This window comes from Ramlibacter tataouinensis, assembly GCF_027941915.1.
GTDB classification, from domain to species: Bacteria; Pseudomonadota; Gammaproteobacteria; order Burkholderiales; family Burkholderiaceae_C; genus Ramlibacter; species Ramlibacter tataouinensis_C.
Window position 1 is genome coordinate 1,765,609 of sequence record NZ_CP116009.1, and the last position, 15,657, is coordinate 1,781,265.

Sequence of the window (15,657 nt, forward strand, 5' to 3'; positions counted from 1 at the left end):
CAGGCGTCAGGCGCCGAAGCGCAGCGGCAGGCCGGCCTGCTCGCTGGCCTGCCGCGCCAGCTCCTGGAAGAACTCGCCCTGCCCCTTGGTGTCGATCCAGCGAACGCCGTCGAAGCGGTAGTGGTAGCCGCCCGAGCGCGCCGCCAGCCAGACCTCGTGCAGGGGCTTTTGGAGGTTGACGACGATCTGGCTGCCGCTGCGGAAGGTGAGCGTCACCATGCCGCCGACCCGCTGGCTGTCGATGTCCGCATCGGTCTCGTCGTTGATGCGATCGCAGTCGCTCTCCACCTGCCGCAGCAGCGCCTCGGCCTGGTTCATGTACTCGGGGTCGGTCATTAGAATTTGGCAATGTCGAATCTGCAGCGAATTCTATGCAGCGCGTCGCGCGCGCAATGGCTGTGCGTGGCCGGCGCCGCGCTGGTGCTGGCGGGCTGCGGCCAGCGCGGGCCGCTCTACCTGCCCACCGAGCCCGCGGCCGCCAACCGCGCCACGCTACCCCAGGTGCTGACCCCGGGCGGGCCGCCCACGGCGCCGGCCCCGGCACCCACCCCGGGCGCCTCGCAAGCACGGCCGGGCGGCTACGGAACCGGCACCGCAGCGCCGGTGCGCCAGCCATGAGCACGACCACCACCCCCGGCCAGCCCTTCTTCGCCTGGCGCCAGGGCCAGCTCCACGCCGAGGACCTGCCGGTGGCGGACCTGGCACGCCGTTACGGCACCCCGCTGTTCGTCTATTCCAAGGCCTCCATGCTGGCGGCACTGGCGGCCTACCAGCGTGGCTTCGCCGGCCGCAAGTCGAAGATCTGCTACGCGATGAAGGCCAATTCCTCGCTCGGCGTGCTGCAGGTGTTCGCGCAGGCCGGCTGCGGCTTCGACATCGTCTCGGGCGGCGAGCTCGAGCGCGTGCTGGCCATCGGCGGCAAGGCGGCCGACGTCATCTTCTCCGGCGTCGGCAAGACGCGGGTGGAGATGGCGCGCGCGCTGGAGGCCGGCATCGGCTGCTTCAACGTCGAGAGCGAGTCCGAGCTGGAGGTGCTGGCTGAAGTCGCGGGCGCGCACGGCTGCACGGCGCCGGTGAGCATCCGCGTCAACCCGAACGTGGACCCGAAGACGCATCCGTACATCTCCACCGGCCTGAAGGGCAACAAGTTCGGCGTCGCGCACGAGCGCACGCTGGCCGCCTACCGGCGCGCGGCCGACCTGCGGGGCCTGCGCGTGGTGGGCATCGACTGCCACATCGGCTCGCAGATCACCGACAGCAGCCCCTACCTCGACGCGATGGATCGCGTGCTGGACCTGGTCGACGCGATCGAGGCGGCCGGCATCCCCCTGCAGCACATCGACTTCGGCGGCGGGCTGGGCATCGACTACCAGGGCGTGCAGCCGCCGGCGGCCGACCAGCTCTGGGCGCAGCTGCTGCGCAAGCTGGACGCGCGCGGCTATGGCGACCGCGAGCTGATGATCGAGCCGGGCCGCTCGCTGGTCGGCAATGCCGGCGTCTGCCTGACCGAGGTGCTGTACCTCAAGCCGGGCGAGCAGAAGAACTTCTGCATCGTCGATGCGGCCATGAACGACCTGCCGCGCCCGGCCATGTACGAGGCCTATCACGCGATCCTGCCGGTGGCGCCGCGCGACGCCGCCGAGGCCCGCTACGACGTGGTCGGTCCGGTGTGCGAAAGCGGCGACTGGCTGGGCCGCAACCGCGACCTGGCCGTGCAGCCGGGCGACCTGCTGGCGGTGATGTCGGCCGGTGCCTATTGCATGAGCATGGCCAGCAACTACAACACCCGGCCGCGCCCGGCCGAGGTGCTGGTCGACGGCGGCCACGCCCACCTGATCCGCGAGCGCGAGCAGCCGGCCGACCTGATGCGCGGCGAACGGCTGGTGGGCTGAGGGCTAGCCCGGCTGCAGCTGCGGCGCGCGCAGCCGGCGCCACAGCCGCCAGCCGAGCAGCCCGCCGAGGATGGCGGCGTAGACGAACACTTCGGCAAAGTCGTTCTTGCCGGCGCGCATCCAGAAGAAGTGCAGGATCGCCAGCCCGGCGACGAGGTACACGGCGCGGTGCAGCGCCTGCCAGCGCGCCGCGCCGAGCGCCCGGATCGCGCGGTTGAAGGAGGTGGTCGCCAGCGGCGCCATCAACAGGAAGGCGGAAAAGCCCACCAGGATGAACGGCCGCTTGGCGATGTCGGCCGCGATCTCGGCGAAGTCCAGGCCCATGTCGAAGCCGGCATAGGCGACCAGGTGCAGGCTGGCGTAAAAGAAGGTGAGCAGGCCCAGCATCCGGCGAAAGCGCGCCAGCGCCGGCTGCCCGGCCAGCACCCGCAGCGGCGTCACGGCCAGCGTCAGGCACAGCAAGCGCAGCGTCCAGTCGCCCAGCGAGCGGATCAGGTGCTCCTGCGGATTGGCGCCGAGCTGGTCGGTCGCGGCGGCGTAGAACAGCCAGGCGAACGGCAGCAACGCGGCGGCGAACAGCAGCGGCTTGGCGGCCGGATGCAGCCAGGGCGAGCGCCGCGCCCGGGGTGCGGCGGCCATCAGTAGTTCTTCTTCAGGTCCATCCCGGCGTAGAGCTGGCCGACCTGCGCCTCATAGCCGTTGAACAGCAGCGTCTTGCGCCGCTTGGCGAACAGGCCGCCCTCGCCGATGCGGCGCTCGGTCGCCTGCGACCAGCGTGGGTGGGCCACGTCCGGGTTGACGTTGGAATAGAAGCCGTACTCGTTGGCGGCGGCCTTGTTCCAGGCCGTCTTCGGCGCCTGCTCGGTAAAGCGGATGCGCACCAGGCTCTTGGCGCTCTTGAAGCCGTACTTCCACGGCACCACCATCCGCACCGGCGCGCCGTTCTGCTTGGGCAGCACCTCGCCGTACATGCCGAACGACAGCAGCGCCAACGGGTGCATCGCTTCGTCCATGCGCAGGCCTTCCACGTAGGGCCAGTCCAGCACGCTGGAGCGGATGCCCGGCATGGTGGCGCGGTCGGCCAGGGTGTGGAATTCCACGAACTTGGCCGAGCCGAGCGGCTCGACGCGCTCGACCAGCTTCGACAGCGAATACCCGACCCAGGGGATCACCATCGACCAGCCCTCGACGCAGCGCAGGCGGTAGATGCGCTCTTCCTGCGGCGCCAGCTTGAGCAGGTCGTCCAGTGCGTACTTCGCCGGCTTCTTCACCAGGCCGTCGACCTCCACCGTCCACGGCGCGGTGCGCAGGGTGTGCGCGTTCTGCGCGGGGTCCGACTTGTCGGTGCCGAATTCGTAGAAGTTGTTGTAGCTCGTCGCGTCCTCGTAGGAGGTGAGCTTCTCCATCGTGGCCGCGCCCGGCACGGTGGACGGCTGGCCCGGCAGCGGCGCCAGCTTGTTCGGCCGCGGGGCGCTGGCCAGCGCCTCTCGCGCGGCCCAGCCCGCCAGCGCCGCCCCGGCGGCACCGCCGGCCATCAGCTTGAGCAGTTCGCGGCGGCGCTGGTACACCGCCTGCGGCGTGATGTCGCCGGCGACCGGGTGGTGGAAGCCGTCGCGGCCGGTCCTGATCAGCATGGGGTTCCCTTTGCGGTGTGGCGGGCTGCCCGCCGTTAGGCGCTCAGACCCGGGGCCGGGTTCAGAGTTCGCCGTAGCTGTGCAGGCCCGACAGGAACATGTTGACGCCGAGGAAGGCGAAGGTCGTGACCGCCAGCCCGACCAGCGCCCACCACGCCGACATGGTGCCGCGCAGGCCCTTCATCAGCCGCATGTGCAGCCAGGCCGCGTAGTTGAGCCAGACGATCAGGGCCCAGGTCTCCTTGGGGTCCCAGCTCCAGTAGCCGCCCCAGGCCTCGGCCGCCCACAGGGCGCCCAGCACGGTGGCGATGGTGAAGAAGGCGAAGCCGACCGCGATCGACTTGTACATCACGTCGTCCAGCACCTCGAACGACGGCAGCCGCTCGGCGATGCGGCGGCGCCCCCACAGGATGGAGGCGACGATCAGCGCCGCGATGCCGAAATACACCACCCAGTAGCTGCCGCCCGGCTCCTGCGAGCGGCGGAACACCACGGGCTCGAAGCACAGCACCACGCCCAGCAGCCACAGCGGCGCCAGTTTCCACCAGCGGGTCTCGCTGGCCTGCTGCTTGATCAGGTAGGCAAAGGCCACCATCGCCGCCAGCGCGAAGGTGCCGTAGCCGATGAAGTTGGCAGGCACGTGCAGCTTCATCCACCAGCTCTTGAGGGCCGGCACCAGCGGCTGGATCTCGTGCGCCTCGCGCACCACCGTGTACCAGAGCAGGAAACCGACCGCCGCGCTGACCACCAGCATGACGAAGGCGCCCAGCGCCCGCGTGCCGTACTGCTCTTCGAAGTACAGGTAGAACAGCGCGGTCATCCAGCAGAACATCACGAACACTTCGTAGAGGTTGCTGACCGGGATGTGGCCGACGTCCGGGCCGATGAGGTAGCTTTCCCACCAGCGCACCATGGTGCCGACCAGCGCCAGCGTCACGGCCACCCAGGCCAGCCGCGTGCCGATGCGCTCCATCGCGCCGCTCCCGCCGCGGCCGACCATGCCCAGCCAGTAGAAAGCCGTGCTCATGAAGAACAGCATGCTCATCCACAGGATGGCCGACTGGCTGGACAGGAAGTACTTGAGCCAGAACACCTCGTCGGCACGGGTCAGCGAGCCTTGGTAGGAGCCGACCGCCAGCAGCGACAGGCCGGCCACCACGGCCATCAGGCCCTGCAGCGGCCGCCAGAACCAGCCCAGCCAGACGGCGGCGGGAATGCTGCCGAGCAGGATGCCCTTCTCGTACACGTCCATGTGCTCGGCGTAGCGGGTGAACGCGAACAGCCCGCCGGCCAGCACGGCCAGGGCGAACAACCAGTCGAGCGGACGCCGGCGCGCGAAGAAGCCTTCGTTGAGGGTCAGGGTCTGGGTGGCGGTGTTCATGGGGATCCGAGCAATTGGGTACGCAGGCGGTCGAACTCGCGGTCGGTCTCCAGCGTCTTGCGGCTGCTGGACAGCGCCATCGCGGCGTCACTGCCGCTGCCGGACGGGCTGAGCCACACCCACAGGCGGCGCTCGCGCACGTAGAGCATCGCAAAAATGCCGACGATCAGCAAAAGGCAGCCCAGGTAGACAACATTGCGGCCGGGGGATCGTGTCACCTGGAACACGCTGGCCTGCACCTGCTGGAAATCCTTGAGCTCGAAGGTCATCGGCGCCGGGTACAGGTGCACGTCGCCCAGGGCGAGCAGGGCCTGGGCCATGAAGGCCTGGGTCCGCTCGCCCGGCTCCAGCGGCTTGAGGCCGGCGCGTTCGCGGCCGAGTTCGACCAGCTCGAACAGTGCGCCGCCCAGGATGCGCACCACCACTTCACCGGCGCGGCTGCGCTCGGCCTCGGGCACCCGCGCCTCCAGGTATTCGGAGACGGCCGCCAGCCCGGCGCCCTTGCCGCCGGCGGCCGGGTCGCCGGCGAACAGCGCCAGCGCCTGGCCGGCCGAGGCGACCAGCTGCTGCGCGACCTCGGGCCGCGCCGGGTCGGTGGCGCTGCGCGCATAGCGCCGCACCGCTTCCTCGCGCTGGGCGGGATCGGCCAGGGCCGCGCGCAGCCGCAGGAAGCCTTCCAGCGTGCCTTCGGCATCGGCCGGCACGCGCAGGTAGCGGAATGCATCGGACGGGTTTTCGCGCATGCCCAGCAGGAACAGCGGCACGCCCTCGCCCAGGTCCACCGGCAGCATGTAGTTGTGGAACTCGCGCGCCTGGCCGGCGGCGTCGCGCAGCTTGTAGGTGATGGACGGGCCGACGTTGCGCAGCTCCTTCTTGGTCACCGTCTTGTCGGCCGCGCCCAGCCGGGCGGTGATCGAATTGCGCAGATCCACCTTGCGCGGATCGGCGCCGCTGCGGCTGCCATCGGCCATGTTCTCGACGTTGATCACGCGCAGGGCGGTGTACTCCAGCGTCAGCTTGTCGTCGCCGCCGGCCGCGGCGCCGCGCGCGAGCTGGGTGTTGCCGCCGATCACGCCTTCGACCTCGAAGCGCTTGCCGCTGCCATCCATCGGCACGGCGGCCAGCTTCACGCGCGAGCCGCCGTCGTCGAAGCTGGACTGGTAGATCTCGATGCCGCGCCAGCTCACCGGGTGGTTCACCTCCACCCGCGCCGGCACCGCCTGCCCGGTCTGGTGGTCGTGGATCACGATGTCGCTGGCGAACAGCTTGGGCATGCCGGTCGAGTAGTGCTCGACCACGAACTTCTTCAGCTCGATCGAGAACGGCAGCTCCTGCAGCAGGATGCCGTCGGATTGCGACAGGATGGCCGTGCCCGACGTCGTGCCCTCGGCCACCATCAGGTTGCCGCGGAAGGTCGGGTTGGTGGCGCCCAGCCGGTGCTGCGCCGGCACGTCGGCGATCATGCCGCCGCCGGTGTAGGGCGCCTTGCCGCCGAACCACATCTGGGCGCGCACGATCAGGTCGCCGTCCAGCAGCCCGCCCAGGCAGACCAGCACGATGGCGCTGTGGGCGGCGATGTAGCCGATCTTGTTGGCGGCGCCGGCCTTGGCGGCCACCATCCAGCCCTCGCCCTTGGGGGTGGCGCGCTGCTGCAGCCGCACCTTCCAGCCGGCGCCGGCCAGCGCCTGGCCGATGCGGCGCGCGGCATCGGCCGGCGCATCCGGCAGCACGCCCCGGCCGCGGTGATGGAAGGCCTGCAGGCTCTGCTCGCGGATGTTCTCCTTGTAGCTGCGCATGTCGGCGATGAAGCGCGGCGTGTTGCGGGCGATGCACAGCGAGGTGCTCACCACCAGGAAGGCCAGGATCAGCAGGAACCACCAGGCGCTGTAGACGGCATTGAGCTTGAGCGCCAGGAACAGCTGCGACCAGAACGGGCCGAACTGGTTGACGTAGTTGACCGCCGGTTCGTGCTGCTTGAGGATGGTGCCGATCACCGAGGCAATGCAGATCACCGTCAGCAGCGCGATGGCGAACCGCATGGACGACAGCAGCTCGTAGGCGCTGCGCAGGCGTTCGGAGGAGGTGGGTGCCAGGCGCGGGGCCTGGGCGGAAGCGGTCATCGGCTGCCTAAGGAAAAAAGGGCGGGCATCCGAAGATCCCCGCCCGTTGTAGGGTGCGCGCCGGGCTGCTTGGTTCCCGGCGCGGCCGTGTGTGCGTTTGTGCTAGCGCAAGCCGGCGATGTAGTCGGAGACGGCTCGGATTTCACGATCGTTGAGCTTGGCCGCCACATCCGTCATCTGCGGGCTGTTCTTGCGGGCGCCATCGCGGAAGGCGGCCAGCTGGGCCGCCGTGTAGTCGGCATGCTGGCCGGACAGGCGCGGGTACTGGGCCGGGATGCCGGCGCCATTGGGGCTGTGGCAGGAGGCGCAGGCGGCGATCTGCCTATCCGGGACGCCGCCGCGGTAGATGCGCTCGCCCAGGGTGACCAGTTCCTTGTCCTTGGCGAAGCCCGGCTTGGCCTTGGCGGCGCCCAGGAAGGCGGAGATGTTGCGCATGTCCTGATCCGCCAACTGGGCGGCGAAGCCCTGCATCACGGGGCTGGCGCGCTTGCCGTCCTTGAAGTCGTGCAGCTGCTTGACCAGGTACTCGGGATGCTGCTGCGCCAGCTTGGGGTTGGCGGCGATGGTCGAATTGCCGTCGGCCGCATGGCAGGCGGCGCAGACGGCGGCGTAGCGCTTCTCGCCCTCGGCTGCATCGATCTTGGCCGGCTGCGCGGCGGCCGCAGGTGCCGCGGCCGAAGCGGCGGGGGCGGCAGGCGTGGCCTGGGCGGAGGCGTCGAGCGCCACTGCGGCCAGGAGCGCGGCGGCGAACAGGCTAGCGTGCAACTTCATGTTCTCTTGGTTCGGGTTCTACGGGCGCAAAACCCAGGGATTCTACAATGGCGCTCCCCGCATCCGCGGCCATGACCCCCTTGCCCATGACCCCACCGCCTGCTCCCGGCGCCGACCCGGGATCCGCGGGCGCCAAGGCCCCGGCCGAGCGCGCCCTTGCCTGGCTGCACACGGCGCGCTTCCTGACCACCGCCCCGACACTGGAATTCCTGCCCGCGCACGACCACCCGGAGATCGCCTTCGTCGGCCGCTCCAACGCCGGCAAGTCGACCTGCATCAACACGCTCACGCAGCAAAAGCGCCTGGCCTTCGCGTCCAAGACGCCGGGCCGCACCCAGAGCATCAACCTGTTCGCCCTGGGCAAGCAGGGCACGGTCGACGCGGTGCTGGCCGACCTGCCCGGCTACGGCTATGCGGCCGTGCCGCGCCAGGACAAGCTGCGCTGGCAGCAGGTGATGGCCAACTACCTGGTCAGCCGCCCCAACCTGCGCGGCGTGGTGCTGCTGTGCGACCCGCGCCATGGCCTGACCGAACTCGACGAGATCCTGCTCGAGGTGATCCGCCCGCGGGTCGAGCAGGGGCTGAAGTTCCTGGTGCTCCTGACCAAGGCCGACAAGCTCAATCGCAGCGAGGGCACCAAGGCGCTGTCCATCATGCGGCTGCAGGCCGCCGGCGGCGAGGTCCGGCTGTTCTCCGCCCTGAAGCGGCAAGGCGTGGCCGAAGCGGCCCAGCTGCTGTGGCAATGGACGCACGAGGACGACCAGCCGTGATCGAACGGTTCCTGCAGCCGTTGCCCCACGGCATCACGCTCAGCTGCCGCGCCGCCGGCGAGCGCGGGCGACCGGTGCTGCTGTTCCTGCACGGCTTTCCCGAGGCGGCGTTCGTGTGGGACGGGCTGCTGGAACACTTCGCCCGGCCCGAGCACGGCGGCTTTCGCTGCGTCGCGCCGAACCTGCGCGGCTACGAGCAGTCCAGCGCGCCGGCGGACGTCGGCGCCTACCGGGCCCGGCACCTGGTGCAGGACATCGCGGCCCTGGTCGCCACCGAGGGCGGTCGGCTCGAATGCCTGGTCGCGCACGACTGGGGCGGCGCCGTGGCCTGGAGCCTGGCCAACCAGCAGCCGCAGCTGACCCGCCGGCTGGCCATCGTCAACTCGCCGCACCCCGGCACCTTCCTGCGCGAGCTGCAGCACAACCCCGCGCAGCAGCAAGCCAGCGCCTACATGAATTTCCTCATTCGCCCCGATGCCGAGGCGTTGCTGGCCGAGGATGACTACCGGCGGCTGTGGACCTTCTTCACGCAGTGGGGCGGCGCCGCCTGGCTGACCGACGCCGTGAAGGACCAGTACCGCGCCGTCTGGAACGGCCCGGCCGGGGCCCCGCCCGGCAGCGGCCTGGCGGGCGGGTGCAACTACTACCGCGCCTCGCCGCTGCGCCCGCCGCGGCCGCACGACCCGGCGGCCGCCGGCGTGACGCTGCCGCGCGAGATGCTGACCGTCGACCTGCCGACGCTGGTGCTGTGGGCGATGGAAGACGCGGCGCTGCCGCCGGCGCTGGTCGATGGCCTCGACGAGTACGTGAGCGACCTGACGCTGGAGCGGGTGCCCGGTGCCAGCCACTGGATCGTGCACGAGCGCCCGGGCTTCGTCGCCGAACGCCTGCAGGCCTTTCTGGCGCGCCCGCTTCAGTAGACCGGGCGGGCCCCGGCCGGGCGCGTCTTGAAGCGCTTGTGCACCCAGTAGTACTGCTCGGGCATGCCGTCGATGTAGTCCTGCAGCCGCTCGTTCATCAGCGCGGTGTCGGCCGCCAGGTCGTCCGACGGGAAGTCGTGCCAGGCCGGCAGCACCTGCACGTCGTAGCCGGTCGGCGTGATGCGCGTGAGCAGCGGCACCACCTTGGCCCGGCCCAGGCGCGCAAAGCGCGACAGCGAGGGCACGGTGGCCGCCGGCACGCCGTAGAAGGGCACGAAGATGGACTCCTCCGGCCCGAAGTTCATGTCGGGCAGCAGGCACAGGGGCACGCCCTCGCGCAAGGCGCTGATCACCGGCTTGACGCCATCGACGCGCCGGAACAGCCGCACGTTGCCGAAGCGCCGCCGGCCCGCCAGGATCCACTGGTCCACCACCCGGTTGGCCTGGTGGGTATAGATCGTCATGAACGGCCGCTCGGACTGCAGCGTCAGCGCCGTCCAGCCGGCGTCCATGCCGACGAAGTGCGGCCAGAACACCACGGTGGGATCGCTGCCCTCCAGTTCCGCCAGCGCGCCGGTCAGGCGCACCCGCTCGCGCACCCGTCGCGGATCGCCGTGCCACAGCCAGCTGCGGTCCAGCCAGGCCTGGGCGAAGGCGACGAACACGCGTGGCACCAGCGCGCGGCGCTGCTGCGGCGTCCACTGCGGAAAACACAGCTCCAGGTTGACGCGCACCACGTGCCGGCGCGCCGGCACCACCGCAAACAGCAGCCAGCCCAGCGCGGCGCCCAGGGCGCGCACCAGCGGCAGCGGCAGCGGCGCCAGCAGCCGCATCAGGCCCACGCCCATCCGGCTGAGCATCAGGCGGCCTCCCTCGGCGCCTTGTAGCGCGCATAGCCCCACAGGTACTGCGAGGGACATTCGCGGATCAGGGCCTCCATCTGGGCGTTGACCTGGCCGGCGGCGGCTTGCGGCTCGGTGGGCAGTTCGCCCTCCCAGGCCCGCAGGTGGATGCGGTAGCCGCGTCCCCAGCCCAGCCGCTCGCCCCAGGCCAGCAGCACCGCGGCGCCGGTCTGGCGCGCCAGCCGCGCCGACAGCGTCATGGTGTAGGCCGGCTTGCCGAAGAACGGCGCCCACACGCCCAGTCCGTTCGGCGGCACCTGGTCCGGCAGCAGCCCCACCGCCTGGCCGGCCTGCAGGGCCTTGAGCATCTGCTTGACCCCGGCCAGCGTGGTGGGCGCGGTCGCCAGGTTGGGGCGGGCGCGCGCGCCCTCCACCAGCGGGCGCAGCCAGGCCTTGCGCGCCGGCCGGTAAAGCACCGTGATCGGCCCGTAGCGGCCCGCATAACCCTGGGCCGTGACCTCGAAGCAACCCAGGTGCGGCGTCAGGAAGACGATGCCCCGGCCGCGCGCCAGCGCCGCGTCGATCAGCTCGGCGCCGGACCACAGCACGCGCGGGCTGCGGCCGAACCACAGCCGTGGCACCTCGGCCACCAGCCGGCCCGAGGCCGCCACCGCGCCGAGCACGTCGGCGACGCGGTAGCCGGCCTGGCGCGCATTGGCGGCGAAGCGGCGGCGGTAGGTGGGCGAGCCCAGGAACGCCAGCCAGCCCAGGGCCCAGCCGACGGCGTGGAGCAGCCCCAGCGGCAGTACGGCCAGCGCGCGAAAAAGGGAAATCACGTCGTTTAGAATCCGCCCGTCGCCGAGTTATTGAACTACTTGCAGGGCGACCCAAAGAAATTCTGCTAAAGCGTTCGCCTTCAAGCTCCGGCCCAGGGCAACGCGCCTTGAAACTCGAAAAACCGCTGGAGTTTATTCAAATGGCGAACGACTTCCTCTTCACCTCCGAATCCGTGTCCGAAGGCCATCCCGACAAGGTGGCCGACCAGGTCTCGGACGCGATCCTCGACGCGATCTTCGCGCAGGACCCGCGCAGCCGCGTGGCCGCCGAGACCCTGTGCAACACCGGCCTGGTGGTGCTGGCCGGCGAGATCACCACCAACGCCCACGTCGACTACATCCAGGTCGCGCGCGACACGATCAAGCGCATCGGCTACGACAACACCGAGTACGGCATCGACTACAAGGGCTGCGCGGTGCTGGTCGCCTACGACAAGCAGTCCAACGACATCGCCCAGGGCGTCGACCACGCCAGCGACGACCACCTGAACACCGGCGCGGGCGACCAGGGCCTGATGTTCGGCTATGCGTGCGACGAGACGCCGGCGCTGATGCCCGCGCCGATCCACTACGCGCACCGGCTGGTCGAGCGCCAGGCCCAGCTGCGCAAGGACGGCCGCCTGCCGTTCCTGCGGCCGGACGCCAAGAGCCAGGTGACCATGCGCTACGTCGACGGCAAGCCGCACAGCATCGACACCGTGGTGCTGTCTTCGCAGCACTCGCCCGAGATGAGCGACGGCCACAAGATGAAGCCGGCGTTCGTCGAGGCGGTGATCGAGGAGATCATCAAGCCGGTGCTGCCCAAGGAGTGGCTCAAGGAGACCAAGTACCTGATCAACCCGACCGGCCGCTTCGTGGTCGGCGGCCCGCAGGGCGACTGCGGCCTCACGGGCCGCAAGATCATCGTCGACACCTACGGCGGCGCCTGCCCGCACGGCGGCGGCGCGTTCTCGGGCAAGGACCCGTCCAAGGTGGACCGCTCGGCGGCCTACGCGGCGCGCTATGTCGCCAAGAACATCGTCGCGGCCGGGCTGGCGCGCCAGTGCCAGATCCAGGTGGCCTACGCGATTGGCGTGGCCAAGCCGATGAACATCACCGTCTACACCGAAGGCACCGGGGTCATTCCGGACGAGAAGATCGCGCAGCTGGTGCACGAGCACTTCGACTTGCGCCCCAAGGGCATCATCCAGATGCTGGACCTGCTGCGCCCGGTCTACGAGAAGACCGCCGCCTACGGCCACTTCGGCCGCGACGAGCCCGAGTTCACCTGGGAACGCACGGATCGGGCCGAGCTGCTGCGGAACGCAGCAGGCCTGAAAGGCTGAGCCGCGAAGCGGCGCCGCATCAAAGGCTGGGCCGAAACGCTCAGCCTTTTTGCTTGTGCTCCGCACGGATGGTCCAGAGATGGACCGTCTTGTTCTCCGCCCGTTCGGTGCGGTCGGGCGGCCAGGCATCGCCCATGTCGAAGTCGTGCGACACCACGCGGGTGCCCACCTTGAGCTGGCGCCACAGTTGCGGCCGCAGCCGCTGGTTGATGTCGGGCAGCAGGTAGAGCGTCACCACGCTGGCCGGCGAGAAGTCGGACTGGAACAGGTCCGCCTGCCGGAACTGGACGCGCTCTTCCACGCCCGCTTCCTTCGCGTTGGCGCGCGCCTCGGCGATGCGCCGCGGGTCGATGTCGATCCCCACCCCGCGCGCCCCGCGCTCCTTGGCGGCCTGGATCACGATGCGGCCGTCGCCGCAGCCCAGGTCGTAGACGACATCGCCCGCGCGCACGTTCGCCATCTGGAGCATCTTCTCGACCACCGGCATGGGCGTGGGCACGAAGGGCACGTCGGGCCGCCGCGTTCCCGTGTCCTGCGCCCCTGCCTGCGGCGCGGGCAGCAGCAGCCCGGAAAGGGCGCCGGGGACGGCCAGCGCCAGCGCGCGCCGCAGCGCGTCCGGCAAATCATGGCTGCGCTCTGTCATGTGCAAGTCTCCTGGTGGTTGGATCGAAACGGTCAGGGCGAAACGGCGACGCCCCGGGGGGCACGCCGCAGCAGCAGCAGCAGCAGCACTGCGCCGGCAGCGAGCACGGCGATGCCGACCCAGGCCGCGTTGAAGCCGCCGAGCCGCTGGCTGTAGACGTAGCCCAGGCTGGACCAGAGCATGTAGGCGCAGGTCGCGCAGAAGATCATCGGCAGCAGCGGATACAGCGGCACCCGGAACGGCCGCTCCGCCTGCGGCTCGCGCACCCTCAGCACGAACAGGGACAAGCCGGCCAGCAGGAAGAACAGCCAGAACACCGGCGCCGTGAACTCCACCATCGACTGGAAGCCGCCGCCCGACCAGGCGCCCAGGCCGACCAGCATCAGGGCGAGGCCGTTCTGCAGGTGCATCGCCGTGGACGGCGTTCCGCGCCGCCCGTCCCACAGCGCCAGCCGGCACAGCGCCGGCCAGTCCCGCCCGACCGCGTAGCTGGTGCGGGCCCCGACGATCATGGTGGCATTGATCGAGGTGATCGCGGCGACTGCCACCAGCACCGCCATCAGCTTCTCGCCCGTCGCGCCGAAGGCCAGCCGCATCAGGTCGGCCGCGACCGCCTCCGAGCGGGCCATCCCCTGCAGGCCGAGCCCGCGCCAGTAGGCCCAGATCACCAGCAGGTACAGCGTGGTGATGAGCAGGATCGAGGCGACCAGCGCCCGGACCATGTTGCGCCGGTTGTCCTTCAGCTCGGCGCTGATGTAGGCGGCCTCGTTCCAGCCGCCGAACGTGAGCAGCACGAACACCATCGCCATGCCGAACCCGGCCAGGCTCGGCCCGGCGGCCCCCGCGGCCGGCACCAGCGCGGCCGCCGACCCGGTGCCGGCCAGGGCCAGCGCACCGATGACGATCAGCAGCAGGCCGCCGACCTCGGCCACCGTCAGCCAGCGCTGGGCGCCGGCGCCCGCGCGGATGCCCCGCGCATTGACCCACCACAGCACCCCGATCACGGCCGCGGCGTACACGGCGGAACCGACCGGCCGGCCACCGACGGCGAGCGGCAGCACCTGCTGCACGTAATCACCGAACACGAACGCCAGCAGGGCGATGGAGCCGGTCGTGATCACGGCGAAGCGCGACCAGCCGAACAGGAACGACACCGGGCGGCCGTAGGCCCGGCGCAGGAAGTGGTAGTCGCCGCCGGCGCTCGGGTAGGCGGTCGCCAGCTCGGCATAGCAGAGCGCGCCCACCAGCGAAACGGCGCCGCCCAGCAGCCAGGCGGCGAACATCCAGCCGGCGCTGCCGGTCATGCCGGCCACCAGCGACGGCGCCTTGAAGATGCCGGCGCCGACGACCACGCCGACGATGAGCGTCACCGCATGGCCCAGCCCCAGCACCGGGGCGGGCTGGGCGGCCGGGCCGGGCTCGGGCAGGGGCGAAGCGCCGGCGCTTGCGGCAGCGCGCGAAGAGAGGGGGTCCATGGGTCGGGCGGCGCGCGGCCGTCGCTCAGGGCCGCGATCTTCTGTTGCCCCGCTCGCGCCAGCCTGTCGGCACCGGGCGGGGATTCGCGCCGGACCATTCCTGTGCCGAGCGGCGCGCCTCTACTGCAGCAGGGCCTGCTGCCGCTCGTACTCCTGGCGCTTCATCGCCGCATAGGTCTCGCGGTCGAGTTCGCGCAACTGGGGCCAGCGCTCGACAGCCGTGTACCAGGACTGGATCCGCCGCTCCCGCTGCTGCCCGGGCGCAGCCGACAGCGAGTCGAGATGGGCGTCGATCGCCAGGTAGTAGCGCATGGCGTTGCGTTCCACGGCCCCGCGCACGCCGCCGATGTAGTGCGGCCGCCCTTGCTCGTCGCGCCCGGTCTCGGTGAAGCCGACCTTGCCGGCACCGGCCGTGGCCAGGTACAGCTGCATGGCCATGCGGCCGGCCGCGCCGACCGCGTACGAGTAATCCAGCCGCAGGAACGTGCGCCCGCCGTCCAGCGGCACCGCCGCGACGGCGATGCGGTAGTCGCGGGTGCCCACCGGGCCCTCGGCCGCGTGCAGGCGGCTCTCGAAATAGTCGGGCCGGGCCGCCAGGTTGCGGTAGTCGAAGCGCAGGCGATAGGCCTGCTCCACCGGCTGGTCGTAGCGGCGCCCGATGCGCACCAGCAGTGCGCTGCCGGCCGGGCCCTCCAGCGCGTGGCAGTACTTGGTGTTGAACGGCAGGATCAGGATGTCGCACCAGCCCGCCGAGCTGCGCAGCGCGGCGCTCACCACCTCGAAGCGGTGCTCCAGCACCGCATGCACGACACCGGTTAGCCGGTTCTGCTGCTCGGCGGAGTCGATGTGCAGCGGCCGGCCGAAGCCGTTCTGGTGCAGTTGCTCGCGCAGTTCGCGGTACTGCGTGCGCAGGCCGTCGGCGTCGGCCGCTCGCGCCCCCGCTGCCAGGGCCGATGCCAGCCCCAGCAACGCAGCCGCGGCGACGCGCAACAGCAGCGTGGTTACGTTGGCTCGCATGGGTTCAATCCTGTGGCTCGCCAGCGTGCCC

16 protein-coding genes are annotated in these 15,657 nt (G+C 70.7%); 5 read left to right on the plus strand and 11 right to left on the minus strand.

What is annotated here, in order from left to right; all coding sequences use genetic code 11:
• Positions 1–6 precede the first annotated feature (6 nt).
• Positions 7–336 (minus strand): iron donor protein CyaY, encoded by a 330-nt coding sequence (gene cyaY, locus PE066_RS08380; RefSeq protein ID WP_271236095.1) that lies wholly within the window; start codon positions 334–336, stop codon positions 7–9.
• Positions 337–348: 12 nt separating this feature from the next.
• Here cyaY and lptM point away from each other — a divergent pair, with 12 nt between their 5' ends.
• Together lptM and lysA are read left to right on the plus strand one after the other, a co-directional pair.
• A complete protein-coding gene (gene lptM / locus PE066_RS08385) occupies positions 349–618 on the plus strand; it encodes an LPS translocon maturation chaperone LptM (RefSeq protein ID WP_271236096.1) in 270 nt (89 codons plus the stop codon).
• Positions 615–1,892: a diaminopimelate decarboxylase gene (gene lysA / locus PE066_RS08390; RefSeq protein ID WP_271236097.1), complete on the plus strand. Its 1,278-nt coding sequence runs from the start codon at positions 615–617 to the stop codon at positions 1,890–1,892. The genes lptM and lysA overlap by 4 nt, the downstream gene beginning before the upstream one ends.
• Before the next feature lie 3 nt (positions 1,893–1,895).
• Here lysA and PE066_RS08395 read toward each other — a convergent pair whose 3' ends face one another.
• The 5 genes from PE066_RS08395 to PE066_RS08415 all read right to left on the minus strand — a co-directional run bounded on the left by PE066_RS08395 (position 1,896) and on the right by PE066_RS08415 (position 7,798).
• Complete coding sequence (locus PE066_RS08395) at positions 1,896–2,531, minus strand: sulfite oxidase heme-binding subunit YedZ (RefSeq protein WP_271236098.1); 636 nt, start codon at positions 2,529–2,531, stop codon at positions 1,896–1,898.
• Positions 2,531–3,526, minus strand: coding sequence for a protein-methionine-sulfoxide reductase catalytic subunit MsrP (msrP, locus tag PE066_RS08400; protein WP_271236099.1), 996 nt, complete (start codon positions 3,524–3,526; stop codon positions 2,531–2,533). The genes PE066_RS08395 and msrP overlap by 1 nt, the downstream gene beginning before the upstream one ends.
• A 61-nt stretch (positions 3,527–3,587) precedes the next feature.
• The gene (gene ccsB / locus PE066_RS08405) at positions 3,588–4,907 is read right to left on the minus strand and encodes a c-type cytochrome biogenesis protein CcsB (RefSeq protein WP_271236100.1); all 1,320 of its coding nucleotides are present in this window, start codon (positions 4,905–4,907) and stop codon (positions 3,588–3,590) included.
• Positions 4,904–7,027, minus strand: a complete 2,124-nt coding sequence (locus PE066_RS08410) for a cytochrome c biogenesis protein ResB (protein WP_440480589.1) — start codon at positions 7,025–7,027, stop codon at positions 4,904–4,906. Before PE066_RS08410 ends, ccsB begins: the two co-directional genes overlap by 4 nt.
• 102 nt (positions 7,028–7,129) lie before the next feature.
• Positions 7,130–7,798, minus strand: a complete 669-nt coding sequence (locus tag PE066_RS08415) for a c-type cytochrome (protein WP_271236101.1) — start codon at positions 7,796–7,798, stop codon at positions 7,130–7,132.
• Between the two features lie 86 nt (positions 7,799–7,884).
• Here PE066_RS08415 and yihA point away from each other — a divergent pair, with 86 nt between their 5' ends.
• A complete protein-coding gene (gene yihA, locus PE066_RS08420) occupies positions 7,885–8,568 on the plus strand; it encodes a ribosome biogenesis GTP-binding protein YihA/YsxC (protein ID WP_271236102.1) in 684 nt (227 codons plus the stop codon).
• Positions 8,565–9,488, plus strand: coding sequence for an alpha/beta fold hydrolase (locus tag PE066_RS08425; RefSeq protein WP_271236103.1), 924 nt, complete (start codon positions 8,565–8,567; stop codon positions 9,486–9,488). Before yihA ends, PE066_RS08425 begins: the two co-directional genes overlap by 4 nt.
• Here PE066_RS08425 and PE066_RS08430 read toward each other — a convergent pair.
• A complete protein-coding gene (locus PE066_RS08430) occupies positions 9,482–10,348 on the minus strand; it encodes an LpxL/LpxP family acyltransferase (protein ID WP_271236104.1) in 867 nt (288 codons plus the stop codon). The genes PE066_RS08425 and PE066_RS08430 overlap by 7 nt on opposite strands.
• On the minus strand, positions 10,348–11,166 hold the full coding sequence (locus PE066_RS08435) for a lysophospholipid acyltransferase family protein (RefSeq protein ID WP_271236105.1): 819 nt from the start codon (positions 11,164–11,166) through the stop codon (positions 10,348–10,350). The genes PE066_RS08430 and PE066_RS08435 overlap by 1 nt, the downstream gene beginning before the upstream one ends.
• A gap of 140 nt (positions 11,167–11,306) precedes the next feature.
• Here PE066_RS08435 and metK point away from each other — a divergent pair, with 140 nt between their 5' ends.
• Positions 11,307–12,491 (plus strand): methionine adenosyltransferase, encoded by a 1,185-nt coding sequence (metK, locus tag PE066_RS08440; protein ID WP_271236106.1) that lies wholly within the window; start codon positions 11,307–11,309, stop codon positions 12,489–12,491.
• Positions 12,492–12,531: 40 nt separating this feature from the next.
• Here the strand turns inward: metK and PE066_RS08445 are convergent, their stop codons facing one another.
• The 3 genes from PE066_RS08445 to PE066_RS08455 form a co-directional block, all read right to left on the minus strand.
• A complete protein-coding gene (locus PE066_RS08445) occupies positions 12,532–13,134 on the minus strand; it encodes a class I SAM-dependent methyltransferase (protein WP_271236107.1) in 603 nt (200 codons plus the stop codon).
• A gap of 32 nt (positions 13,135–13,166) precedes the next feature.
• The gene (locus PE066_RS08450; protein ID WP_271236108.1) at positions 13,167–14,609 is read right to left on the minus strand and encodes an APC family permease; all 1,443 of its coding nucleotides are present in this window, start codon (positions 14,607–14,609) and stop codon (positions 13,167–13,169) included.
• A gap of 120 nt (positions 14,610–14,729) precedes the next feature.
• Complete coding sequence (locus PE066_RS08455; RefSeq protein WP_271236109.1) at positions 14,730–15,626, minus strand: hypothetical protein; 897 nt, start codon at positions 15,624–15,626, stop codon at positions 14,730–14,732.
• Between the last annotated feature and the right edge of the window lie 31 nt (positions 15,627–15,657).